The organism is Nocardia sp. NPDC056611, from assembly GCF_042792755.1.
Taxonomy (GTDB): Bacteria; Actinomycetota; Actinomycetes; order Mycobacteriales; family Mycobacteriaceae; genus Nocardia.
The window spans coordinates 1,342,802-1,366,889 of sequence record NZ_JBHTVV010000001.1 but is presented as its reverse complement, the minus strand read 5'-3'; the positions used below and the strand labels follow the sequence as shown (position 1 = coordinate 1,366,889).

The window sequence follows — 24,088 nt, the reverse complement described above, 5'->3', positions numbered from 1 at the left end:
CGAGTTCGGCGGTGGCGCGGGCGCGGGTGACCAGGCACCTCATGACCGACCCTCCGACGCCGAACGCTCAGCCCGGATCGGTTCGAACAGGCCCGCGGTGAGGTTGCTCCAACCGAATCGCTTGCGCAGCACCGCGAGATAGCCGTGATAGGCGTGGGCGTCGACATAGGCGCGATGCCGGGCCGAGGCCAGGAACTTGATGCCGCCGTTGAGTTTCGGCCGATCGCCGGCGATGAGTCCCTCGAACGCGGCCGCCCGGGCCGGATTGTGCTGCTGGTCGTGCAGGTACTGGGCGACGACATTGCTGATGTGGTCGAACAGCGTGTACGCGCTGGAATTGATCTCGAGATAGCCGAGGCCGAACAGGTTGCGGTGCTCGCGATTGAACACCGACAGGTACAGGTCGGGCCGGCCCTCGGTCCAGTCGAAGTACTTCTCCGCGTACGGGATCGACCAGTCGTAGCCGGTCGCGTGGAGGATCAGGTCGATTTCCTCGCTGCTGCCGTCGGTGAACCGGACTCGGGAGCCTTCCAGCGCCGCGACATCGGGGCGGATGGCGACGTCACCGTGCTGCAGGTAATGAACGAGCTGACTGTTGAGCAGCGGATGCGACTCGAACAGTTTGTGATCCGGTTTCGGCAGACCGTATTTCGTCAGGTTTCCTTGGAGCAGCCGCAGCAGCGCCTGGAAGAACGGGCGTTCCAGCCACAGCGGCAATTGCGGTCCGCTATTGGCGATTTCGTCGCTGGGGATACCGAAGATGTGTTTCGGGATGACGTGATAACCGCGCCGGATGCTGACGAAGGCGGCCTCGGCGTTCGCGGCGGCGTCGCAGGCGATATCGGCGCCGGAGTTGCCCAGGCCGACGATCAGGACCCGCCGCCCGCGGAATTCGAGGGGACTGCGGTAGGTCGAGGAGTGCCGGATCTCGCCGTCGAACGAGCCCCGGTGTTCGGGCGAGCGCGGCTGCCAGGTCACGCCGGTCGCGCAGATGACCGCGGCGTACCGGCGCTCGGTGCCGTCGTCCAGCGTGACCAGCCAGCCGAGGCCGTCCTCGAGCACATCGACGACGGCGCAATCGAATCGGATCGCCTCGCGCAGGCCGTAAGCCGCGGCGAAGGAGCGCGTGTACTCCAGGATCTGCCGGTTACCCGGATAGTCCGGGTAGTGCTCGGGCATCGGAAAATCGAAGAATCCCGACGTCTTTCGCGACGAGATGAAATGCGCGGACTCGTACATCGGGGTGCCCGGGTTGTCGAGGTCCCAGATGCCGCCGACATCGGAATGCCGCTCGAACTGGTCGTACGGGATCCCGAGGCGTTTCAACGCCCGAGCCGCGGACAATCCCGCCGGCCCGGCGCCGACGATACAAACCCGACCCGGCCCCTCGGCCGCTTGCGTTCCGGACATGAACCCTCCGTTCGATGGTGACGATAACGGCATCAAACAGCCGCCGGACCCCTGCTGACGAGGGGTGATGCGGCTGGAAAGGGGGGATAACCGGACACGCCGCACGCGCTGCTACGCTCGCGGTCCGCGGATCTTCCCGACGCACCGTCGGTAAGATTGTCTCCGCAGAGAGGTGAAGGCACCGACGATGAACAACTTCCCCGGAGTCGACGGTTTCCTCGGCACGAGAGCGTCGTGGGCGATGGACACCATGGTGCTGGTCATGGCGGCCGTGGTCGCAGTGCTGGCGTGGAGCGTCTACCAGGCCCGGGTCAATCGGAAATTCGGCCTGCACAAGGGAGTTCAGATCCTGCTGGCGGTCGGTCTGCTCGCCGCCGTGGTGCTCTTCGAGATGGATGTCCGCTTCAACGGCTGGCAGGAGCGGGCCGCGGGCGTCGTCGGCGGCACGGCCTCCACCGTGGTGTGGACCGCCCTGGCCGTCCACCTGGCCTGCGCGGTCTTCTCGGTCGTCCTGTGGCCCGTGGTGATCATCCGCGCGGCCCGCAACTTCGACGCGCCCCCGCGCCCCGGCGCGCACAGCGCCTGGCATCGCCGCTGGGCGCCGATCGCCGCCATCGGCATGACGCTGACCGCCGTGACCAGCTGGATCTTCTACGGCCTGGCCTTCGTCGCGTAACCCGGTGCGGCTCAGACCTTCTTGCCGACAGCCCCGTACAGCGACACGTTCTTGTCGTGGCCGGGCGGGAATTCCTCGCCGGGGTTGCGCCACCGGTGGATGATCTCCACCCCCGGCTCCACCAGTTCCAACCCGTCGAACAGCTGCTCGACCGCGCCCCGGGTGCGCGGCTGCACCGGTATCCCGCGATCGATGTAGACCTGCAATAGCCGGGCCATCCCCTCGGGATCGTCGGGCCCGGCGTCGAAATCGGTCGTGACATGCGAGATCGCCAGATACGACCCCTTCGCCAGCGGCTCCATCAGGGTCCGCACGATCTCGAGCACGTCCCCCGGCACGAAATGCAGCACCGCCATCAGCGACACCGCGACAGGCTGCGAAAGGTCCAGCGTCTCCATCAGTTCCGGAGCGTGGAGAATCTCCTCCGGCTTGCCCGCGTCGGCCAGGACGAACGCCGTCCGCCCTTCCTCCGCACTCACCAGCAATGCCCGCGCGTGCGAGAACACCAACGGGTCATTATCGACGTAAACCACCCTCGACTCGGGCGCCAACCCCTGCGCCACCTGATGCAAATTCGGCTCGGTGGGTATCCCCGTCCCGATATCCAGGAACTGCCGAACCCCCTCCCCCGCCAGATACCGGGTAGCGGTCCGCATGAACTCGCGATTGGTCTGCGCGGTCACCCGGACAGCCGGAAACTCCGCCAGCGCCTTGTCCCCCGCCTCCCGATCGGCCTCGTAATTGTCCTTCCCCCCGAGGAAGTAGTCATACATCCGAGCCGAATGCGGCACATCAGTACGTAGCTCACGCGAACTCGCCACAACGGCCCCCTACGACCCGTATCCGAAAACCCGTCCCCCGCCTGTATACCGCAGCGCCATGAGTCGCACCCCCGGATCGGGCAAGAGCTCGAACCGCACAACCCACCCGAAACGCCCCGCCCGCAAGGGCATCCCGCTTTCCCGGCATTCACCACCGCGCGCCGGGAGTTGCGCGCTTCGGATATAGATCTGAGCGAATCACGCATTGGAACGCTCGCGGCAAGGCCATACCGTTGAGCCACGTACCAACCGCACAGGAAAGTGGAGGCCCTCCGGTGGCTATTCAGATCGGCGTATTCCTGCCCACGTCGGGACCGCACAGCACGGGGTCGGGGCCACGCGAGGTCCGGGAGAGTGCGCGGGTGGCGGAGGCAGCGGGGCTCGAATCCCTGTGGGCCACAGATCACCTCGTCGCCAGTCAGCCGATGCTCGACAGTACCGTCGCGCTCAGCACGGCGGCGGCGGTGACCGATCGGATCCGGGTCGGTTTCGGCGCGATGTTGTTGGCGATGCGGCCGGTTGCGTGGGCGGCCAAGGAGATCGCCACCTTGCAGCAGGTGTCGGAGGGTCGGCTGCTGGTGGGAGTCGGGACCGGCAACCCGGCGCACGGAGATATCGGGTGGCGGGCGGCGGGAGTGCGGTTCGCGGAACGGGGGGTTCGCACCGATCGGGCGCTGGCGGTGCTACCGCGGCTGATCGCCGGCGAGCGGACGACGCTGGACGACGGGCTCGATGTCGCGCTGTCGCCGGGTGCGCCGGTGCCGCCGATCCTGGTCGCGGGCAATAGCGCTCGGGCCCGGCGCCGGGCCGCCGCGCACGGGGATTCCTGGATGCCGATCAACCCGGGGCTCGACGATCTGCCCGGCTTGCTGACCGACCTGAAGCAGCTCGCTGAGCAGTATGGGCGGCAGACCCCCGCGGTGACCGTCGTCGCCCCGGCGCTCTCCGCGGAGCCTCGTGCGGCCGCGGACGAGTTGGTCGCCTACGAGGCCGCCGGTGTCGAGCGGGTCGTGCTGGCTCCGACCGGCCCGGATTGGCGAAGCGACTACGCCTTCGCCGCCGGCGTACGCGCCGCCCAGTAGCCGGGGGTGCCCGAGCAGCTCGCCGCGTCGAATACACAGATGCCGCTGCGCTCGCGGCTGTCGGCTGCGCCGATCCCCTGATCATGCGGTCACGCGGCCGATGTCTATGCACGCAGAAATCACTCGATGCACGCACGAATCAACCATGAGGAGGTTCAGTGACGAATGACGTGACTCGCCGGGCTGCCGGTGTCGTCGGCAGGCTGGGTTTCGCGGGTGTGATGGCAGGTGCGCTGCTGCTGGAGCAGCAGGCCGTCGCGCACGCCGCGGAGACGACCACGTTTCAGCTCCCCTTGATGGAGGTTTCCCAATCATGGGGCGTCCCGGCATATTTCACGATCTTCATGACGGCCACCGTCGGCGACGAGCCGGGAGTCACCAGCTTCGGTGTCGCCAACCCGCCGGCGTACGACGGTGACCACGTTCTCGACTCGGCCGTCCGAATCCGATGGGTGAACCTGTCCACCGGCGCCACCGGCATGATCGACATGCCGGTCCGGGAAACCGCGGCGCAGCCCTGCACCTGCGCCCCGGCGTCGGTACCGGTGCGCACCGGAGCCGGCCGGATCGTCGCCCTGGCGACCGCCGACGGCATTGCGGCGAACGTGTCCTCGGGGCTCGGCACCTTCATGGCACCTTGATCTCGGACTCGGGAGCGCCACGCAGGCGATACTGAACACCGGCTGAGCGCGAAATAGCCACGGTAGCCGCCGGTTTGGGCATGCATGGAGTCCCGCGAAGCCCACACCGGCGGCTGCCGCCAGTCGATAGCCGCCTCAGCTCGTCGTCCCCGCCGCCCGCAGGGCCGCGTTCTCCCGCTCCAGATCGGCGATCCGCTCCCGCAGATCGGCCACCGCCTCCAGCACCTCCTCCCGCGGATACAGCTCCGGAATGTGCTGACTGCAGTTCCAGTCGAACGCCTCGACCTCGATCAGCACCGCCCGCTCGACCTGCGCCTTGTACCCCGGAACCGTCAGCGAGGCAACAAGTTCCGGCTGCTCCGCAGCCTCCACCACCCGCGCCCGCCCGAAGATCTTCAGCCGGGTCCGGGCCGCGTAGTCCATCAGGAACAACGCCACCCGACCGTCATGGTCGAGATTCCCCCGGCTGATGTACTGCTTGTTCCCCCGAAAGTCCGCGAACCCCAACGTCCGCGAATCGACCACCTTCAAGAACCCCCGAGCCCCACCCCGATGCTGAATGTACGGCCACCCCGTCTCACTCACCGTCGACAGATAGAAACTGTCCCGCTCCCCGATGAACCACGCCTCGTTCTCCCCCAGCCGATCCGCCACCTCCGGCACCGCCGCCATCCGCTCATACCCCCGCAGACTCCCTTGCGCCGCCTGATGAGCCCGAACCGCATCGGTGAACGCAACCTGCGCATAATGCCCGGTCATCCCCCAACCTCCCTCTCGATCGGCCCACGCGAGATGCGGCCTTCTAACCGTTAACACTGAATTGAACAGTTATAAGCTCGGATTGATTCCCTACGCCCTGACCAAATACGAACTCAGCGGCCGATCACCCAGCTACCCAGCGACGAATCAACCAGCCTGCGCGCGGAAACGAGCGATCGGGCAGGCGTACCGCGATGGGATCGCGCCCCCTGCCGATCAGATCAGCACGCCGGCAAGGAATTCAGCGTGACGAACGCCCCCGACCAGTGTCGACGGCCCATGGACCCGAGATCCGGCGTGTCCGGGCCGGGTGTCTGTAACGGAGCCGACCCAGTCGCGACAGGGAGTGCAGGCCGTGGTTCTGCGGCCGGATCTGTGAATATGGCCGGAAATGGGGTGGAGCTGGGTGACGCGGCGTCGGGGGTTCTTCGCTGAATTGCAGCATCAGCAGCGGCTTGCGCAACAGCGGCAAGCGCAGATGCAGCGGGCTGCGACACGTGCGCACAACGAGGCCGTCCGGGAGGCGCAGCGCTTCGCGCGCGAACAAGAGCGTGCAGCTGCAGCTGCCATGCGCGCTTCGGCCGCTGAACGCGCATCCGCGGAGCGCGCGGCCAAACTGGCCCACATCGCGGCGCGAGAGGCGGAGGTCGAGGAGAGGAATGCACAGCTCGCCGTCTCCTACGACGAGATCAACAATCTCCTCAACGCCACTCTCGAGGTTGATGACTGGGTCGATCTGGAATTGCTCCGCGAACACTCCGCGGAACTCCCGCTCAATCGGCCTGAGCTACTTACGCCGACTCGGCCTCCCGCCTACCAAGTGCCCCCTGATCGCCCGGTCTTCGTGCCGCCCCCGCCACCGTCGGGCCTCAGCGGCACACTCGGCGGCAATCGCAGACATGCCGCCCAGATGGAGTCAGCGCAACAGGAGTACCTGAATCGCGTTCAGCATTGGCAGCTGGCGCTGTCTCATACCTGCGCGATGAACGCAGAGCTGCGCGATCGATGGCGGCAGCAGGAGTCAGCGAGGAAGGCAGCGCTGGCCGACGCGAAACATGAACTGGACGAAGCGAATGCGGAACGTCGACGCCAGACTGAGGAGTCGAATGCTCGTTTGGACAGTCTGATCATCGGGTTGCGGGAGCGCCGACCCGATGCGATGGATGAATACGTGTCGATCGTCATGGCGAACTCGATCTATCCAGAAGCGTTCGAGGTGTCGTACGAGCACTCCTTCGACGCGGGCGACCACGAACTGAACATCAGCGTGTTGGCGCCGCACCCCGACACCTTCCCGACGATTAAGGCGTTTCGCTACAACAAGACCAGCGACGAGATCACCTCCACCTCGGTGCCGGTGACCGAAACGAAACGGCGTTACGCGTCAGCGATCGCACAGACCGCGTTGCGAACGGCGCATGAAGTGTTCGAAGCCGACCGGGAGAAGGTCATCGACAGCATCGCGCTCACTGTCGCAGTCAATACCGTCGACAGCGCGACGGGCCACGACGTCCGCATCGACCTCGTTCGGTTGGCGACTGATCGCGCGGATTTCCTTCCACTGGAACTCTCCAGGGTGGAGCCCAGCGCCACGCTGGATTACCTGGCGGCCGCGGTGTCGAAGAACCCTTACGGACTGGTTCCCTTGGCAAACCATGGAGTACGGGGATGAGCGACCAGCAAGAAGTGATCGTGGGATTGCGAAAGATGTTGGTCGTCAAGGAACGTGAATCCGCCGACCTGCAAGACCGGATCCAGCAGCTCACCGCGCAACTCCAGTCCCGCGCGATTGCCGCTCTCGAGCCTCCGGCACCGGCTGATCCCCGACTCATCACAGTCGACGACGCCCTGGTGCTTCAGGAGGTGGGGATCTACGAGTATCACCACCCTTTGGAGAACGCCGAGAACTACAAGCAGGCCCTCGCCCAGCTCCGCGCCGATGTACGTGAGGCCGTGAAAAGCAGTGAGGCCATCGTCGTGGCCAAGAAGTTCAGCTTCAACAATTCCCTGGTGGAAGGCCGCCGGTTGACCTCGGACCTGGCCAAGCTCATGTTGCGCGCCTACAACGCTGAGGCAGAGAACTGCGTCCGCACCATGCGCGCCGGCAACCTGGACACCGCCAAGCGACGGCTCGACAAGGCCGCCAAGGACATCGAAAAACTCGGTGCGGCAATGCAGATGCGAGTGTCATCCAGCTATCACACGATGCGCACCAAGGAACTCGAGCTCACCGCCGACTACATGATGAAGGTACAGGAGGAACGCGAGATCGCTCGTGAGGAACGCGAGCGACTGCGCGAGGAACGCAAGGTCGAACAAGAGCTCGCCGCCGAACGCGAGCGACTCGACAAGGAACAAGCTCACTACCGTGCCGTGCTGCAGCGACTCAGCGACACCGGACAGGACACCAGCGAAATCGAAGAGCAGCTGGAACGCATCGCCGACGCCATCGCACAGAACGACTTTCGCGCAGCGAATATCCGCGCAGGCTATGTCTACGTCATCTCCAACATCGGCGCCTTCGGCCCGGGCGTGGTCAAGATTGGTTTGACACGCCGACTCGAACCACTCGACCGAGTACGCGAACTCGGCGGTGCCTCCGTGCCGTTCCCATTCGACGTCCACGCGGTCTACTTCTCGGACGACGCGGTCACCCTCGAAAACGAACTCCACAGGGAGTTCGGCCAGCAACGGCTCAACCACGCCAACCCTCGCCGAGAGTTCTTCTTCGCCACCCCTGAGGAAGTACGGCAAGTACTCGCGAAGAAGGTCGGAAATCTCCTCGACTACAACGATTCCCCCGAGGCCACACAGTACTTCCAGTCGAAGGGCTACTGGCCGGCGTCACGGTGAACCTGCCCGGACCGGGCATCCGACTGGCTCGGGAACATTTGTCCTATATCCGGAGTGGTGGGCGGCGGATAGTGGAACTCGTTCACAAGGAGGGCTTCGTGCGGATTCTCGTTTCAGGGGCCGGCATCGCGGGGCCGGTGTTGGCGTATTGGCTGAACAGGCATGGGTTTTCGGTCACCGTGGTGGAGCGGGCGGTGACGTCGCGCAAGGCCGGGGGGCATGCGGTGGATCTGTTCCGGCCTGCGATGGAGATCTCGGAGAGGATGGGGGTGCTGGAACGGATCGAGGAGTGCGCTACCGGGACTGCGCGGTTGACCTTGCGGCCGGAAAGGTCGTCGCGGGCGGTTCAGGTGGACCTCGGCAAGATCTTCAGCGCCGCCTCCGACCGGCATGTCGAGATCATGCGGGATGACCTGAGCGAGATCTATTACGACGCAACGCGTGACGATGTGGAGTACCTGTTCGGGGACTCGATCACCGGGCTCTCGCCGGACGGCGGGGCTCGGTTCGAGCATGCGGCTCCGCGCCGGTTCGACCTCGTCATCGGCGCGGACGGACTGCACTCCACGGTCCGGCGGCTCGTTTTCGGCGACCGACCCGGTTCCAGCACCTTCATCGGGGCCTACCTCGGCGTTCTGACCTTGCGCGATGCCGCCGCGCTGGATCGTGAGCTGCTCATTCATGTCGGCGTCGGCCGGACCGCGGGGATGTACGGCACCCGACATTGCGGCGAGGCACGGGCATTGTTTCTGTTCCACAGTGAGCGGGAACTCGACTACCACTACCGTGATATGCCACGGCAGAAGGAACTGCTGCGCAACGCCTTCCAGGACATGCATCCGGAGGTGGACCACTGGCTGACCGAACTCGACACCACACCGGCCTTCTACTTCGACTCGATCACCCAACTCCACCTGGACACCTGGTCGCGCGGAAGGGTGACGCTGGTCGGCGACGCGGGCTACTGCCCCGGCCCGGCGGTGGGCGGCAGCACCACCCTGGCAGTTGTCGGCGCCTACGTTCTCGCGAGCGAACTGGCTCGAGCGCGCGGCGACCACGAACGCGCTTTCGCCGCTTACGAACGCGTGATGACACCCCACATCCAGGGCAGCCGAGCAGCCGCGCTCAGCGCCGCGAAAACCCTCATCCCCGCATCCCGCCTCGGCATCACCGGACTGACCCAAGGCGCCCGCCTGATCGCGGCCCTGCCCACCCGCCCCCGCCGAGCCCTCCTACGGCTCGCCGGCCAGACCGGCCGCCTCTACAACTCCATGACCATCGACGACTACGGTCCATCGATCCCGTCAGGGCGGCCGGCCCGCTCCGGTGATCACTACGATGGCTGAATGCCCCAAGGCCCTTCCACCCGGCAGCTTCTGGCCGACACGGCATTGCGGATGTTCGCCGAGCGCGGCATCGACGCGGTCTCCCTGCGGGAGCTGACCGCCGCCGCGGGCCAGCGCAACAAGACTGCCGCGCAATACCATTTCGGCAGTAGGGAACAGCTGGTTCGCGAGCTGTTCGAGCAGCACACCGGCCAGGTGAATCAGCGGCGCTGGGAGCTGCTCGGCGCTCTCGGTGAGGGGGCCGAGACCCGCGAACTCACCGACGCCCTGATCCGGCCCCTCGCCGAGAAGGCTGCTCAACCCGAGGGCTACTACCTTCGTTTCCTGGCCCAGGTGTCGACCCCGCCGTGGATCCACACCCTTACCAGTGCCGATCCCGCTGTCACCAGCAGTGTGCGGGCCGTGCTGGCGGCGTTGGCGGATCGCCTCGCACACCTTCCCCTGCCGATCCTGCGTACCCGCCTGTCGCTGAGCATGATGCTCGCGGTCCGAGCCCTTGCCGGGTTCGAGCACGCCGGACCGGCGGACGGCACCCGCAGCGCACTGTTCACCGTCAACATCATCGACGCCACCATCGGCATGCTCACCGCGCCGGTTTCGGAGGCCGCCGACGCCCTCCTCGCCGAGCTGCCCGGCACGACACCCGAGCCCGATTGGCCGTGGCCCTTCCTGATCGGCGCCGCCAGCGGAGAGTGACCGCATCCCCTGCTCGACCGGGCTGTCAAGACCGTGGCCCGTACAGCAGTTCCGCCGCTGACGACCACCCAAGTTAAGTCATATGCCTTAAGGCGCTCGACTTAACCTCTCAGGAGTGGTCCATATGAGAATCATCAGAGGCCGCAGGGCCGTCTTCTCCCTGGTCGCACGCGGCTTGGCGGGTGCGCTCGCCGCCGCCACACTCGCGACCCTCGCCGCGCCCGCGGGCGCTGACGAACCCGACGCGAACGGTCCCGAACCGCATCGGGAAACCACCATCCGCGAGGCCTACGACTACGCGTTCCCCCTCTACTTCCTGTCGAAGCTGCGATGGAACGCGCTCGAGACCACCGGCGGACGCACCAGCACCACGCTCAACCATTACGCGCACTCGCGGTCGGTGGCGGGACCGAACGACACCTGGGCCAACGCACCGCTGGTCGACGCGCTCTACTCGACGGCGTGGATCGATCTCGCCGCGGGACCGGTCTTCCTCGATACGCCCGACACCGGCAGCCGGTATTACGCGCTGACCCTCATCGACTTCTACTCCAACACCTTCTATTACGGTGGCACCCGGGCGACCGGCACCGCGGCGAAGCGTGTCCTCCTGGTCGGTCCGAAGTGGAACGGTCAAGCGCCCGAAGGGGTCTCGGTGGTGCGTTCGTCCACCAACGACGTCTACGTCAACCTCCGCGTTCAGACGACCGGGCCCGACGACCAGGCCGCGGTCAACGCCGTCCAGGACGGATTCACCATCACACCGGCACCGGGGTATTCGGCCGGCGCCGCGGTCCGCCGGGTCGCGCCTGGCACGGGGCCGGAGAACTACCTCGCCGTGGTCAATCAGATGCTGGAACTGAATCCGCCACCGAGCCACGACGATTCCCTGATCAAGAAGTTCCGCAAGGTCGGAATCTGTGGTGCGGATTGCACTTTCGACAAGATCCCGAAGCCGACCCAACAGGCGTGGCAGGAGCTGTATCCCACGCTGGGCAACTACATGGCCCAGTACGCCGCCCAGACGGCCAAGGCCAAGGGCTGGGTCGACTACAGCCCGCCCGGATCCCTACTTGGCACCACCGAACAACGCGACTACGCCTTGCGCGCCAGCTCATTGGGCAGCGGAACGGGCATGCTCGGCCTGCGCCGCGAGGAAGCCAACTACTGGATCACGTTCACCGACAGCTCCGGCAACTACATGACCGGTGACCGCGCCTACACCCTGCGCCTGCCCTCCGGCGGCATCCCGTCCAAGGCGTTCTGGTCGGTCACCCTCTACGAGGTCCAGCAGAACGGCCAGTTCCTCACCAAGAACCCGATCAACCGCTACCACATCTCGAACAACACTCCCGGCTTGGTCACCAACCCCGACGGCAGCTTCGACATCCGTATCCAAGCCACCGAACCCGCCGCCGACAAGCAGCCGAACTGGCTCCCCGGCCCCGGCCTCGGCCACGCCTTCATTCTGTTCGCCCGCGCCTACATCCCCGGATCCTCCATGCTGGCAGGTGAATTCACCATGCCGCCGGTCACCGTGACCGACTAGTCCGCCCCCGGCCGGGGTGCCCGCCGAAGCCCGGCAGGCACCCCGCAGCCGATTCGGCGTGTCAGCCCCGTCGTCGAAGGGTCACGGGCAGTGAGTCTTCCGGCAGCGGGGTGGCGCTCATGTCGAGGGGCATGATGTAGTCCTGCGGGACTTCCCATTCGAAGCTGCGGAGCAGCTGGTGGAGGACCATTTTGATCTCGAGGCCGGCGAAGTGCTGGCCCAGGCATTTGTGGGGGCCGCCGCCGAAGGGGGCCCAGGCCATGCGGTGGCGTTTGTGTTCGGCGCGGTCGTCGCTGAAGCGTTCCGGGTCGAACTCCTCGGGGTGGGACCAGATTTCGGGGCGGTGGTGGTTGGCCAGGGCGGGGACGATCACCATCGAGCCTTCCGGAACGAAGTATCCGCAGATCTCGGTGTCCCGCACGGCTACGCGCGGCTCGATCTGGATCGGCGTGCACAGGCGCGTCGTTTCCTTGAAGATCCAGTCCAATTCGGTGAGGTCGGCGAGTTCGTCGTAGCCGAGCTCGTGGGGCATGTCGAGGGAGCGGGCCCGGGCGCGTTTCTGCCAGTCGGGGTACTTGGCCAGGTTGTAGACGATGTTGGCGAGGGTGCCGGTGGTGGTGTCGTGGGCGGCGGCCAGGAGGAAGACCATGTGGTTCACGACGTCCTCGTCGGTGAAGCGTTCACCGTCCTCGCCGGTGGCGTGACACAGCACCGACAGCAGGTCGGCGCCCTGCTGGTCGCGGGCGGCCGTGATCCGTTCGGCGAGAAACACTTCGAGGGTGCGGCGGGCGCGCAGGCCCTTCCGCCAGCGGCTGCCGGGCAGCGATATCCGCACCATGGCGCCGCCGGCGTGCAGGAGCGCCATGATGGCGCCGCTGATCCGGTCGGCCTCCGCGCGCGGCAGGCGCGCACCCATGAAGACCTCGAGGGCCACGTCCAGGGTCAGCTGCTCCAAACGCTTGTGCATGAGCACCGGGTTACCCTCGGCCACACCGCCTTCCGGCAGCTCCGCGATGTGGCGTTCCACGATGGTGTGGAGGGCTTCCAGGTAGGAATTGAGCGCCGATCGCCCGAAAGCCTGCTGCATGATCGCGCGGTGCGCCTTGTGCTCGTCGAAGTCGAGCATCAGCAGGCCGCGGTCGAAGAAGGGCCCGTTGAGCGGCTTCCACGCGGGGCCGTTGGCGAACACCCGGTCCCGGTTCATCAGGACCTGCTGTGCCGCATCGGGACCGGCGGCGATGATCCACCGGCTGCCGAACATGTTCAGCACATGCACCGGGCCGTAGGTGTTCTCGTCCTCGCGTGCCGCGCCGTGCGGGTCGCGGCGCTGGCGCCGCAGCTGCGAGATCCAGTTCGTGGCCGGCCCGCTGATCTGCCGGAGCTCGCTGCCCGTCGGTGGTGCCGCGACGAATTGTGTTCTGGGCAAGGCAAACCCCTCCTGCGTAACTGACGACAAGGCCGAAAGTTACCTGCAGGGAAGGGGTCACACCAGGGTTCGGACAGATTTTGCCGAACCATCCTGCGTTTTAATGCAGATTGGCTACGACGTCCGCCGCGATCGCCTTCGCCGCGGCTTCCGAGGCGGCCGCACCGTTCCAGTCGTTGACGACGACATCCACGACGGCATTACCCGAACGCAGGATGAGTCGCGCGTCGGAACGACCCGGAATCGCTTTCGGGCTACCACTGACCATGACGGCCGACTGCACCTTCGACCCGAGTTCAGCGGGAGTGATCTCGATGGACTTCGACTCGTTGAGCTGCGGCTGATACACATCGGAGAGCGAGCTCTGAGCACGGCTGTACATCGCGGGCGAGCCGGCGGCCATGCGCAGGACCACCTGGATGCTGACCGGATGCGTCACGGAATCGGCCGTCGTCCAACTCGGCGTGTGGGTGACCTCGTCGGGGTTGAGCGTCATCGTCGGGGTGCGTCTGCACTGCGCCCCAGGGGTGTAGCGGCTCAGCAGCGCGGCGGAGACCAGCGTGCACTCGTCGCTCGTGTCGTGGTAGGTCGGCCCCGCGGCCGCGTCGTCGGAAGAGCCGGACGTGACGAGATATACAGCGCCGCCCGCGATCGCCACTCCCAGCACCACCGCCCCGGCGATCCACACCCGCTTGGACCGAGGCTGTCCCTGCCGCACCGGGGACATCACCGCACTCACCAACCCGCTCCGATCTAGAGAACTCAGCTGGTCAGAGATTACCGCACCGCAAGCGATCCGCTACACCCGGCAACCAGCACCTCGGGTGTGAAACAGATTGACGGCCAAGCCAATTGACTCGGTGGTCGGCAACCCTGCCGCGATTCAGCCGCCGATCTCGTTTCGACACCGAGTCATCGCATCCCACAGCCCTCCCTCTGCCCGCCGGTTATCAACGGTAGTGGGCACCGTCGCGGCGTACGACCATGATCGCCTCCGGTTCGCGCGCGGCCACGAAAACGGCAGAGCCGCAGGCTATTGACCTGCGGCTCTGCCCCCGTGGTCTCATGCATGCATTACCTCCGTCAGCGATGCGGCCGTGACCGAGGGCATGGCTGGAAAACCGGCCAGCGTTATTCGCCGAAGAATGGGTGGTCGACGGCGTACAGCCACCGCCCGTCTGGTTGTCTGCGCGCGACCTCGGTCGTGGTCGTGGTCAGCGGCTGGGAAGCCAGCCCGGTGACGGTCGCGTCGCTGGACAGCAGTGCGATATCGCCCGCCGTATGAATCTGCCGCAGGCTCAGGGAGACTCGCGCTCCGGCGGCGATGTAGTCGCGCAGACTTTCCCGGATCGCGTCGGCGCCCGCCACCACGGTCCCCGGTGCGGGCGCGAGAACCGCCCCGGGCTCGTACAGTTCGACCAGCCCGTCGAGATCGCCTGCCGCCAGTCGTTTCTCGAAGAGTTCCGCCAGCTCCTCCGGGGTTCCGGCCAGTTCCGGTGTACGCGCCGCCGGTGGCCGGTCGCCCCATCCGGTGACCCCCATCAGGTCGTGCCAGTCGGGGATCTCGCCGTAGGGCAGGCGGGCGCGCAGCAGCAGTCCGGGGAAGCTGACCGGGCTCGCCTTGCTCGGCTTGCCGTGCGTCTGCGCGAGGATCTCCTCGGTGAGCGCGAAACTCAGGTCGGCCCGGGGATACACGGCGTGCACGCGCTCCACCAGTTCGACCGGCAGCTGCTCGCGGTTGCGTCCGAGGACATCGGCCGAGATTCCGACCTGCGCGAGCGCGACTTCGGGTTCGCGGCGACCGGCGATCCCGTCGGAGGTGTGCAGCGCCACCGCGTCCCACACGATGCGCACGCGCTGCTCGGCCACACCGTGCTCACGGAGGAAGGAGGCGGCGGTGTCGGCACCGTCGACCTCGAAGCGCTGATCACCGTTGCCCAGTTCGCTCAAACCGATGTCGTGGAGTACGCAACTCAGGAACAGCAGCTCGTCATCGTAGCCGGCGTCCGGATGCAGCCGCGCGGCCAGTTCCCGCGCGTACAAGTAACTGCGCACACTGTGCGCGAACACCACCGGGGTTTCGGCAGACTGCGCGAAACTATATGCGGCTACCGCCAAATCCGTTGCGGGCAGTGCGAAGTCGATGAAGGGATCGGGAATTCGATTACTCAAGGTCGGCCTCCTGTGGGTCTGTGCTCCCGATTCTTCGACGCACCCCCGCAACCCGAAAGTGGCCAGAATGCCACGGTGCATTAAATTCTGGCCATGCACGTGATAGCGGTTCTGGCGCTCGACGGCGTGGTCCCCTTCGAGCTGACGATCCCGGGCCAGGTGTTCGGCGTGGCCAACAGCCTCGCGGCCGGGGCGAGTTACGAGGTCCGGCTGGTCGCCCCCGGAGGCGAGACCGCCACAGACCCCGCACTCGGCGCGTTCACGCTGCGCACCGACTGGGACGTGCCCGATCTGGCTGCCGCCGACACCATCATCGTGCCCGGTCACGCCAATTTCGCAGCGCCCCACCCGGATCCGGTGCTGACGGAGTTGCGCGCCGCGGCGGCACGGGGCGCGCGCATCGCCTCGGTCTGTGTGGGGGCGTTCACCCTCGCCGCCGCCGGTCTGCTCGACGGCCGCCGGGCCACGACACACTGGCGGCACGCGGCCGACCTCGCCGCCCGCTATCCCGAGGTAGACGTGGATCCGGCCGTATTGTTCATCGACGGCGGGCAGCTGCTCACCTCTGCCGGCGTGGCCGCGGGTCTCGATCTGTGCCTGCACCTGGTGCGCCGCGACCTGGGCGCCGCGGTCGCGGCCGAGACCGCACGCGGCATAGTCATGCCCCTGCAGCGCGAGGGCGGCCAAGCGCAATTCATCCAACACCCGGCCCAGGACCGCACCGACAACCCGCTACAACGCACCCTGACCTGGATGGAAGCCAACCTGCACCGCCCGCTCACCCTGACCGATATCGCACGCCACGCGGCCTTGAGCGTGCGTACCCTCACCCGGCATTTTCAAGACCAAGTGGGCACCACCCCGCTGCAATGGCTCCTGTCGACCCGGGTCCGCTACGCCCGCGAACTACTCGAGACCACCGACCTCCCCGTCGAAACCATTGCCCAGCAAGCAGGTTTCGCAACCTCCACCACCCTGCGCCACCATTTCACGCGCCGCCTCGGCACCTCACCACAGCAGTACCGCAACACCTTCCACGCCCGATAAACGGCGCGGCCGTTCCAGCGCCCCCAGCTGGAATGCGATCGAACCCGAGCCGGTCACGAGGTGTCCCCTGAAGCCGGTCTGTCAACATCCCGCCCGCCAAAACGACAAGAGCCGCAAGTCTCTGACCTAACAGCTCGAGCTGACGGGCAAGCATACGAACAGCGCGGTGCTGATCGACGGGCCGTCCATCGCGATCCGACCAGTCGGCGGACGACAAACAGGGTGACCGATCCTTCGGGCCAGATGCGACGAACCAACCAGCTCATTAGCGACGAATCAACCACTCGAGTAGGCCAGTGAGCTCCGGTCTGATGGTCCGGCCGCGTACTGTCTGCACAGTGGAGCGTGCAACGCAGTGGAGCATCCTCGGGGAGCGGCTGGTCGACGAGAATCGGCACATTCGACTCTCGACTGTGGATGTCGAGCTACCGGATGGCGTCCGGTTCACCCAGTACGTAGCTCGGATGCCACGGTGCGCGATGACGTTGGTACTCAACGAGAATCGCGACGCGCTGCTGATGTACCGGCATCGGTTCATCATCGATCAGTGGGTGTGGGAGCTGCCGGGCGGCTACGTCGATTCCGCCGAGGACGTCGCGGTGGCGGCGGCTCGGGAGGTGGAGGAGGAGACCGGGTGGCGGCCGCGGACGATGCAGCATCTGGTGACCTATCAGCCCTCGATCGGCACCCTGGATCAGCCGCAGGAGATCTACCTCTCCCGGGGCGCGGATCTGACCGACACCGCACCCGACATCAATGAGGCCGAGGACGTGCGCTGGATCCCTCTTACCAAAGCGGCGTCCATGATCGACCGGGGCGAGATCGTGGGTGCGGCTACGGTGGTCGCGATCTATCGGGCGCTCAGCCTCGCCGACTGAGATCGAGGATCTGTTGACGAAACTCGGCGACCTCGGTCAGGTCGTTGAACGGTCGCAGCCGATAACGCAGGTCTCGCAGGTAGGACAGGCTGCGGCGTGACGCGAGATCAGCGGCGATATCGAGCGCGCCGAGCCCGATCCGCACGGCCTCGCGCGGATCGGTGACCGCCAGAGCGGAGGCGAGCAGACTCAGGTTGAATGCGCGCCCACGCTGGTACCCCACCGACATCGTCAACGACCGCTGCGCGAATTGCGCCGTGCGTATGTTGTCGCCGAGTTCACGGAAGCAACGGGCGGCTTTCGCGGACATGTAGGACTGGTCGAAGTAGGCCAGCCATGCCGGTTGTTCACCGGGCCTCGCACGGTCGAACGCGCGTTCTGCGGCACCGAGTGCTGTGATGCAAGCCGTTTCGTCTTGGCGGGCGGCGTGCCCATGGGCTTCGACCATATGACATTCGGATTCGAGGGCCGCCAGACCTGCAGTGCGGGCGGCGATCTGCGCGGCGCGAGCCAGGTCGATGGCATCTCCGGGCCGACCGACGTAGGTGGCCTGATGACTCATCGCGGCCATGATTTCGGAACCGAGTGCGCCGTCACCGGCGGCGCGGGCGAGCCGGAGGGCTTGGATCAGGTAGCGCTGAGCGAGGCCGTGGTCTTCCTGGTCGTACGCGGCCCAACCGGGCAACCGAACGAGTTCTGCTGTGGAGCCGAACAATTGGCGACCGATGTGCTCGTTGAAACTGCCGCGCAGCAGCGGCGCGACCGAGCTGTGCAAGTACTGCACGATCGTCGAACGGACTTTGCCGCCACCGACCTTGTTATCCAGATCCCGGAACGCGGCAGCCATGGTCTGGACGGCATCGACATCGATCTGTCCCACCCGTCGCGACGAGCCGATCGAGACGGGATGTTCGGGACCGGGCAGTGTCAACCACCGCATGGACGCGGCCGGGTACACCGCGACCGCATAGGACGTGTCCTGCAGAAATCGTCGGTGCTCGATATCGCTGCGCCACAACGCGGTCGAAGCGTCGACCGCGCCGGACAGGCTGAGTGAGAACTCCAGGCCGAGATCCGCGGCCGCATCCCGGAGGTTCGACATGCCGCACATGGCCGGTGTGATCGTGCGCCCGAGCAATTCGGTCAGGGTGTCCGCGATCAAGTTGGGCACCGGCGGCTGTGGCTGTTCCCCTGCGAGCCAACGCCCGATCGAGGTGTGGTCGTAGCTGAGCTCGAGTCCGAGACCGCGGTCCCGGTCGACGATGCGGCGGGCGAGCGCCTTGCGCACCCCGCCGGCTTCTTCAACCAGCTCTTCGAACTGCCGATTCGGTTGCTTCGCACGGCGTCCCATGAATCGCAGTGTGGCATCGGTAACGTCGAACCGCTATCAATCGGCGATTGTGCACACCCCCTTTGCACACACCCGCCCACGCCGCGCATCTACCGCCAACTGCTCGGTGTGGAGTGGACTGGCAATCAGCCCCAATACCGGGTGGGCACTTCAGTCCACGAGCTCGCGGTATCTGGGTGCGCTGCAACGACCGCCGAGTACCGGGAGCTGCCGAACATGGACATCATTCTCGCCCTCACGCTCGTCTCGCTACTGGTCTTCGCCGCCGCCACGACCGGCCACATCCTCGGGAACGTCGACCGCCCTGCCACTCGGCTGACCGTCGCCGACATCCAGGCACGGCTGGCGGCTGAACCGCCACGCACCCACGTCCCGATCAGCCGAGGACGGTGAGCGATGGCGTTCACCGAACCTGAATCGAAAGTGCTTGGCGCACTGTCGAACCTGGATCCAACCCAAGCGCTGACCGTCCGACAGCTCTGCCGCGCGACCGGGCTCCCCGAGTCCTCGATCCACCGGGCGCTGCTGCGACTGTCGCGCACTGGGCTGGCAACGGGCACCCTGCAAGGACCCGCCCGCTGGCGCTGTACCGATCGAGGCCGACTCGCGATCACCCGACCCGTGTACCGCGACTACGCCGGGACACGACCATGACCAACTACGTGATGGGATTCCTCCGCCCCGACGTGTCGGGCGCGCAATGGCAGCATGACGAAGCGCGCATCCACGCGCTCGCCGAGGAACGTGGATGGTCCCTCGTCCTGGTCTACTTCGGCGACCCGAAACGCCCCGGAGCCGTGGTCAACCGCCTGATGAATCTCGCCTACGCCGAATGCGTGAACGAGGTGATCGCCCCGAGCGCCAACCATTTCGAGCCCGATGACATACCAGCCTTGGTCAAGATCGCCGACGTAATCTGCGCGGACACCGGCACCAGGTACACCATCGTTCCGGCCGAGAACCGATCGAACTCGGCACACCTGGATTCGGCACCGTCCACCGCGATTGAGTTATTCGCCAGCGGCACAGTTCGAGGCGCTGCCAGAATCGCCACGGTCGTTCCCTCACCGCCGACACGGATCCACTGATCGCCGACTGGTCCTCCGCCAAACTGTTCATCGCCGAATGCAGCCTGATGCCGGATACGGAAAAGCCGGGCTCGGCGATCTTGCCGAGCCCGGCTGGTGGTGGCGCGCTAACTCAGTAGACCCGGTCCGTCTGGTCGGGGATGACCGCACCGGTGGCGTCGTCCTTCGCCGGGGCGCCGGATCCGTCCGGGTTGGTGTAGCCCTTGGTGGAGCACGGGTACAGCGAGGTCTTCTGGGCCTTGGGCTCGATGAACATGGGGTTGATCAGCCACTTGCTGTCGCCGTTGGAGTACGCGGGGCACATCAGCTCGGTCTTGTTGCGGTTGATCACCAGGTGCAGGGCGGTCGCGTCGCGGACGAAGGTGGTGTCGGTGGTGGAGTCGCCCGCCGCGAAGACCTGGCGGGTGTCCTGGCGCTCCCACGCGGCCGGGCCGCTGACGCCGAAGACGCGCTCGTTGATGAAGCAGCGCTTGCCATCGAGGTAGGTGATCGCCTGGTCGTCACCGGAACCGCCGCAGCCGACGGTGTGGTAGCTGCGCACACCGTGATCCATGACGTTCTGGATTCCCACGATGTGATTGCGCTGCACGCCCAGATGCGGCGCCCAGGCCTCGATCACGGCCTGCGGCGAGGCGGTGATCACCCAGACATCGAAGCCCTCCTTCTGCAAGGTGCGGTAGAGGTCCGCCATCTGGTCGTAGTAGCGGACCCAGGCCACGACCTTCTTGGTGCCCACCATCTGCGTGGCGCCGACAGGGTTCGCGAGGTTCTCCGCACGGGCGGCCTCGGCGAACTTGGTGACGGCCTCGTCGTTGTAGCCGGAGAGCAGGTTGTTCACCCACGCGTACGAGGCTTCCGTGCGGCGCTGATTCCACCCTGCGAACGCGGGCTTGCCGCCGGTCGTGGTGGTGTCGTTGTACACCGTGTACAGCTCATCGGCGCACGCGGTGTTCGTGCTGGTCGGCAGCGGCTGCCCGGCGGCGACGTCGGTCCCGCAAGCCTTGGACAGCGCGTCCGCCGCATCCTTCGTCAGATACGGACTGGTCTGCATCCAGTCCTTGTTCGGCGGCTGCAACACCTTGTCATTCCGCAGGATCCAGAACGTGGTGGCATCACCCGCGTCGTTCTTGATCGTGGTGTTGTCCCAGTCGAACGTCGCAACCGGATGCTTGTTGCCGTGAACGGCCTTGTTGCACTTGCCATATTCATTGATCATCTGCTGCAACTTGGCGGCGTTGTCGCCATACCACTGCAGCGAACTGTCGAGCTGTGCACACTTATCGCTCGACGGAGCCGCGCTCGCCTGTGGCGCTCCCAGTGAGGCGAGGCCCAGCATGACCGCCAGCGCGAGTAGAAATCGTTTTGTCATGCGCGGCAGGCTAGGCACCGCACACCACCGCGAGCCGTCACCCACATGAATACTGGTCAGTTGTTCAGTTAACATTGTTCACGAAAGGCCTGCCGACCCGGAACCCACTGCGGTCCGCCAGGTTTCGCATATCCCCGACCCGGTTGCCCTTCCCCGCGACAGACACCAGTCGACATTGGCCCAATAGACATACGTGCGCCCGGAGCCAGAGTCGATTGCCCGGAAGACCGCGACGTCTCCGGCGAAAGCCCGTGCCAGAGAACTGAGGAAGGCCCGACGTCGCCGTCGGGCCTTCGATCGCAATCTTCTAGGGCGTCGATGGATCGGCGTGGCAGGTCGTATCCGACTCCGGCAGCGTCCCGGCGTCGAAGTAGGTGTTGATGGCCTCGTTCACGCAGGCGCTCAACTTGGGCCGGAAGGTCATGTGAATGCGGACGTCCTGCAGCGTGACCATCCGCGACCCCGTCATGTCCTGGTGCAGCCGCAGTCCGTGGGCGTACGGGGTACGAGGGTCTCCGGTCGCCTGAACGATGAGCGCGGGCACCGAATTCCGAACAACGGTGGGCGCTTCCACTGGCCGTGGCCAGAACGCACAGGGCTCGACATTGCTCGCCAACGCGCCGAAGACCGGCTGCGTGACCCGGCTGTCCTCGATATTGCGCCAGTACGAACCCAGATCCGTCATCGCACCCGCGTCCCCGCAGGCGATCTGCGCCAGCGTCGAGTTCTCCCCGTCGCGCAGCGCTGCCACGATGGCCGCGAGCCGAGGCGACCGAGATGTGGTCGGCGGCCCGCCCGCGGCGTCGGCGAGCTCCCGGACGGTCTCGGCCACAGCCGCATTGATCCGATAGTTCATCAGCGTCCCGTGCAGGATGAACGGCAGCCAATGATCGTCGACAGCGAAACCGTCCACCACGATCGGCTGCCGTGCCGCAGCCCGCACCAGCTCCTCGATTCCGGCCCGCACCTGCTGCGGTGTCGCACCCAACCGATACGTGTCATCCCGCGTGGCCGCCCACGCCGCCCAATCATCCAATGCGATCTCATCCGCCGGCCCCCAATCCTGCACCAGCCCTTCCCAATACCGATCCGGATCGATGGCACTGTCGAGCACGATGCGATCTGCCCGCTGCGGGAACATCTGCGTGTACACCGCACCCAGGTAGGTCCCGTAGGACGTCCCGTAGTAGCTGATCTTCTCCTCGCGCAGCGCGCTCCGGACGATGTCCATATCCCGTGCTGTATTGCGAGTAGTGAACTGCCGCAACAACTCCGGATCACGAACCAGGCACGAGGCAGCCATTCCCGCCGACTGCACGGTGTCGTGCGCGAACCCCAGCAGATCCACGCCCGCCGATCGGATCATCTCGCCCACCGGCCACCCGCACCGCCCAGTCCGCCCCGATCGCCCGACACCACGCGGATCCATTCCGATCAGGTCATAGCCGGCCAGCACCTCCGGGCTCAGCACATCACCGAGCAGATCCAGACTGTCCAACCCCTCCGCGCCGGGTCCGCCGGGATTGGACAGCAGCACCCCTCGCCGTCGTTCCGGATCACTCGCTCGCACCCGAGATATCGCCACTGTCGTCGTGCGCCCGTCGAGTTTCCCGTAATCCACCGGCACCACCACGTCCGCGCACTCCCCGCCGGCCGCATCCAACTCCGTCGTCCCGCAAGCCCGCCAATCGATCGGCTGCCCCTGAAACCGCTCCAACCCCAGCGGTTGCGGCTCGTTTCCCGGCCCGGGCGCGGCGGAACTGTACACACCCACCGGCGCGATGACGGTCACCGATACGACAAGTGCAGTGATCGAACGCCGGAATAGTCGCACCAACAACAGAATTCGCCTCTCAACCACGCTCGCACAGTCGGTCAAGTAAACCGCACGCCCGTGCGGGGACAACCACCTACATATCAGAAGTCCAATGCCTGCCGATCACTCGACACACCGCACCTTCCGCATCCCTCGACCTGGAAACGAACGATGGGGCCGTGCTGGTTGATGGGCCGGACGTCATGATTCGAGCGGTTGTTTCCCGGTCAGGCCTGGTTGGCGGTGCCCGGTGATCGCCACCGCTCCCACTGCCCGATCGCAACGAATCATCTGCAGACAAAGGCGCCGACTCAATGACGACGCTCTAGCGAAGCAGCGGCTCCAGCTGCGGCAAGAAGCGCACGATCATTGCGGCAGATCGCGCACGGAAGTTGCGGCAGATCGCGCACTTGTTCTGCGGCAAATCGCGCATGGAGTCTGCGACCCCACGCAGTTCGTCCTCGACGATTCCCCATTGATCATCGACGAAGTGCAGCCAGTACCGGAGCTGTTGCTGGCGATCAAGGAGACCGTCGACGCCGATGGACGACCCGGCCGGTTCCTACTGACCGGTTCGGCTCACGTCATGGCACTTCGGAGCGTTCCCGATGCCCTCCCCGGGCGCATGGAGACGATCGAACTCTGGCCGCTGTCCCAAGCCGAAATCGACGGCGCGCCCATCAGATTCATCGATTGCGCCTTCGAGCGCGGACCCCAGCTACGGCACGATGGGACCGAGAATCGCGATGATTACATCGAACGGATCGCACGCGTCGGGTTCCCAGAAGCCGTTGCGCGAGAGGGTAAACGGCGTTCCCGATTCTTCTCCTCCTACGTCGCCGATCTGATCAACCGAGACGTCATGCAGCTGTCCGAGATCGAACGTTCCGCAGAGATGTTCACCCTGACCAACCTCGTCGCGGCGAGATCCGGTCAGCTTCTGGTGCCCGGCGCGCTCGGCAATGACTCGGCCTGCCCAAGGACACCGTTGCCCGCTATCTCCGCCTCCTGGAGAAGGTTTTCCTGATCAAGCGAATCCCCGCTTGGTCCCGAAACCTGACCACCCGCGCCGCATCGGGTGCGCTGCAACGACCGCCGAGTACCGGGA

The 24,088-nt window shown here is 66.0% G+C and carries 23 protein-coding genes; 14 read left to right on the top strand and 9 right to left on the bottom strand.

Annotation, left to right across the window (positions count from 1 at the left end; genetic code table 11):
* Nucleotides 1-39 precede the first annotated feature (39 nt).
* Nucleotides 40-1,410 (bottom strand): flavin-containing monooxygenase, encoded by a 1,371-nt coding sequence (locus tag ACFRAQ_RS06285; protein ID WP_379094744.1) that lies wholly within the window; start codon nucleotides 1,408-1,410, stop codon nucleotides 40-42.
* Nucleotides 1,411-1,597: 187 nt separating this feature from the next.
* On the opposite strand from ACFRAQ_RS06285, the gene ACFRAQ_RS06280 reads away from it, so the two are divergent.
* Nucleotides 1,598-2,086, top strand: coding sequence for a DUF420 domain-containing protein (locus ACFRAQ_RS06280; RefSeq protein WP_379094741.1), 489 nt, complete (start codon nucleotides 1,598-1,600; stop codon nucleotides 2,084-2,086).
* Between the two features lie 11 nt (nucleotides 2,087-2,097).
* On the opposite strand, the gene ACFRAQ_RS06275 is transcribed toward ACFRAQ_RS06280, so the two are convergent.
* Complete coding sequence (locus tag ACFRAQ_RS06275; protein ID WP_379094738.1) at nucleotides 2,098-2,907, bottom strand: SAM-dependent methyltransferase; 810 nt, start codon at nucleotides 2,905-2,907, stop codon at nucleotides 2,098-2,100.
* 275 nt (nucleotides 2,908-3,182) lie between these two features.
* Between ACFRAQ_RS06275 and ACFRAQ_RS06270 the strand changes: the two genes are divergently transcribed.
* Together ACFRAQ_RS06270 and ACFRAQ_RS06265 are read left to right on the top strand one after the other, a co-directional pair.
* Complete coding sequence (locus tag ACFRAQ_RS06270; RefSeq protein ID WP_379094735.1) at nucleotides 3,183-3,989, top strand: LLM class flavin-dependent oxidoreductase; 807 nt, start codon at nucleotides 3,183-3,185, stop codon at nucleotides 3,987-3,989.
* A 158-nt stretch (nucleotides 3,990-4,147) separates the two neighbouring features.
* Nucleotides 4,148-4,630, top strand: coding sequence for a hypothetical protein (locus ACFRAQ_RS06265; RefSeq protein WP_379094732.1), 483 nt, complete (start codon nucleotides 4,148-4,150; stop codon nucleotides 4,628-4,630).
* Between the two features lie 135 nt (nucleotides 4,631-4,765).
* Here the strand turns inward: ACFRAQ_RS06265 and ACFRAQ_RS06260 are convergent, their stop codons facing one another.
* Nucleotides 4,766-5,389, bottom strand: a complete 624-nt coding sequence (locus ACFRAQ_RS06260; protein ID WP_379094730.1) for a pyridoxamine 5'-phosphate oxidase family protein — start codon at nucleotides 5,387-5,389, stop codon at nucleotides 4,766-4,768.
* 406 nt (nucleotides 5,390-5,795) lie between these two features.
* Here ACFRAQ_RS06260 and ACFRAQ_RS06255 point away from each other — a divergent pair, with 406 nt between their 5' ends.
* The 5 genes from ACFRAQ_RS06255 to ACFRAQ_RS06235 all read left to right on the top strand — a co-directional run bounded on the left by ACFRAQ_RS06255 (nucleotide 5,796) and on the right by ACFRAQ_RS06235 (nucleotide 11,833).
* Complete coding sequence (locus ACFRAQ_RS06255) at nucleotides 5,796-7,061, top strand: hypothetical protein (RefSeq protein WP_379094727.1); 1,266 nt, start codon at nucleotides 5,796-5,798, stop codon at nucleotides 7,059-7,061.
* Nucleotides 7,058-8,242, top strand: a complete 1,185-nt coding sequence (locus ACFRAQ_RS06250) for a DUF4041 domain-containing protein (RefSeq protein WP_379094725.1) — start codon at nucleotides 7,058-7,060, stop codon at nucleotides 8,240-8,242. The genes ACFRAQ_RS06255 and ACFRAQ_RS06250 overlap by 4 nt, the downstream gene beginning before the upstream one ends.
* A gap of 98 nt (nucleotides 8,243-8,340) precedes the next feature.
* Nucleotides 8,341-9,588 carry an FAD-dependent monooxygenase gene (locus ACFRAQ_RS06245; RefSeq protein WP_379094723.1) on the top strand — a complete coding sequence of 416 codons (1,248 nt, stop codon included), beginning with the start codon at nucleotides 8,341-8,343 and terminating at the stop codon, nucleotides 9,586-9,588.
* Nucleotides 9,589-10,284 (top strand): TetR/AcrR family transcriptional regulator, encoded by a 696-nt coding sequence (locus ACFRAQ_RS06240; RefSeq protein ID WP_379094721.1) that lies wholly within the window; start codon nucleotides 9,589-9,591, stop codon nucleotides 10,282-10,284.
* Between the two features lie 124 nt (nucleotides 10,285-10,408).
* Nucleotides 10,409-11,833 (top strand): DUF1254 domain-containing protein, encoded by a 1,425-nt coding sequence (locus ACFRAQ_RS06235; protein ID WP_379094719.1) that lies wholly within the window; start codon nucleotides 10,409-10,411, stop codon nucleotides 11,831-11,833.
* Nucleotides 11,834-11,894: 61 nt separating this feature from the next.
* Here the strand turns inward: ACFRAQ_RS06235 and ACFRAQ_RS06230 are convergent, their stop codons facing one another.
* The 3 genes from ACFRAQ_RS06230 to ACFRAQ_RS06220 form a co-directional block, all read right to left on the bottom strand.
* Entirely contained in the window at nucleotides 11,895-13,259 is a 1,365-nt protein-coding gene (locus ACFRAQ_RS06230) for a cytochrome P450 (RefSeq protein ID WP_379094717.1), read from the bottom strand.
* Nucleotides 13,260-13,359: 100 nt separating this feature from the next.
* Complete coding sequence (locus ACFRAQ_RS06225; RefSeq protein ID WP_379094715.1) at nucleotides 13,360-13,998, bottom strand: hypothetical protein; 639 nt, start codon at nucleotides 13,996-13,998, stop codon at nucleotides 13,360-13,362.
* 392 nt (nucleotides 13,999-14,390) lie between these two features.
* Nucleotides 14,391-15,431, bottom strand: a complete 1,041-nt coding sequence (locus tag ACFRAQ_RS06220) for a nuclear transport factor 2 family protein (RefSeq protein WP_379094713.1) — start codon at nucleotides 15,429-15,431, stop codon at nucleotides 14,391-14,393.
* A gap of 93 nt (nucleotides 15,432-15,524) precedes the next feature.
* Here ACFRAQ_RS06220 and ACFRAQ_RS06215 point away from each other — a divergent pair, with 93 nt between their 5' ends.
* Both ACFRAQ_RS06215 and ACFRAQ_RS06210 read left to right on the top strand, forming a co-directional pair.
* A complete protein-coding gene (locus ACFRAQ_RS06215) occupies nucleotides 15,525-16,478 on the top strand; it encodes a GlxA family transcriptional regulator (protein WP_379094711.1) in 954 nt (317 codons plus the stop codon).
* Nucleotides 16,479-16,957: 479 nt separating this feature from the next.
* A complete protein-coding gene (locus ACFRAQ_RS06210) occupies nucleotides 16,958-17,356 on the top strand; it encodes an NUDIX hydrolase (protein WP_379094709.1) in 399 nt (132 codons plus the stop codon).
* Here ACFRAQ_RS06210 and ACFRAQ_RS06205 read toward each other — a convergent pair.
* Nucleotides 17,340-18,707 carry a hypothetical protein gene (locus ACFRAQ_RS06205; protein ID WP_379094707.1) on the bottom strand — a complete coding sequence of 456 codons (1,368 nt, stop codon included), beginning with the start codon at nucleotides 18,705-18,707 and terminating at the stop codon, nucleotides 17,340-17,342. The genes ACFRAQ_RS06210 and ACFRAQ_RS06205 overlap by 17 nt on opposite strands.
* A 216-nt stretch (nucleotides 18,708-18,923) precedes the next feature.
* Here ACFRAQ_RS06205 and ACFRAQ_RS06200 point away from each other — a divergent pair, with 216 nt between their 5' ends.
* From ACFRAQ_RS06200 to ACFRAQ_RS06190, 3 genes are read left to right on the top strand one after another with little or no spacing between them, the layout of a single operon-like run.
* Complete coding sequence (locus tag ACFRAQ_RS06200) at nucleotides 18,924-19,100, top strand: hypothetical protein (RefSeq protein ID WP_379094705.1); 177 nt, start codon at nucleotides 18,924-18,926, stop codon at nucleotides 19,098-19,100.
* Nucleotides 19,101-19,103: 3 nt separating this feature from the next.
* A complete protein-coding gene (locus ACFRAQ_RS06195; protein WP_379094703.1) occupies nucleotides 19,104-19,361 on the top strand; it encodes a helix-turn-helix domain-containing protein in 258 nt (85 codons plus the stop codon).
* Entirely contained in the window at nucleotides 19,358-19,795 is a 438-nt protein-coding gene (locus ACFRAQ_RS06190) for a hypothetical protein (protein ID WP_379094701.1), read from the top strand. Before ACFRAQ_RS06195 ends, ACFRAQ_RS06190 begins: the two co-directional genes overlap by 4 nt.
* A 112-nt stretch (nucleotides 19,796-19,907) precedes the next feature.
* Here ACFRAQ_RS06190 and ACFRAQ_RS06185 read toward each other — a convergent pair whose 3' ends face one another.
* Together ACFRAQ_RS06185 and ACFRAQ_RS06180 are read right to left on the bottom strand one after the other, a co-directional pair.
* Complete coding sequence (locus tag ACFRAQ_RS06185) at nucleotides 19,908-21,164, bottom strand: haloacid dehalogenase-like hydrolase (protein WP_379094699.1); 1,257 nt, start codon at nucleotides 21,162-21,164, stop codon at nucleotides 19,908-19,910.
* 307 nt (nucleotides 21,165-21,471) lie between these two features.
* A complete protein-coding gene (locus ACFRAQ_RS06180) occupies nucleotides 21,472-22,827 on the bottom strand; it encodes an alpha/beta hydrolase (RefSeq protein WP_379094697.1) in 1,356 nt (451 codons plus the stop codon).
* A 628-nt stretch (nucleotides 22,828-23,455) separates the two neighbouring features.
* Between ACFRAQ_RS06180 and ACFRAQ_RS06175 the strand changes: the two genes are divergently transcribed.
* Nucleotides 23,456-24,007, top strand: coding sequence for an AAA family ATPase (locus ACFRAQ_RS06175; protein WP_379094695.1), 552 nt, complete (start codon nucleotides 23,456-23,458; stop codon nucleotides 24,005-24,007).
* Nucleotides 24,008-24,088 lie beyond the last annotated feature (81 nt).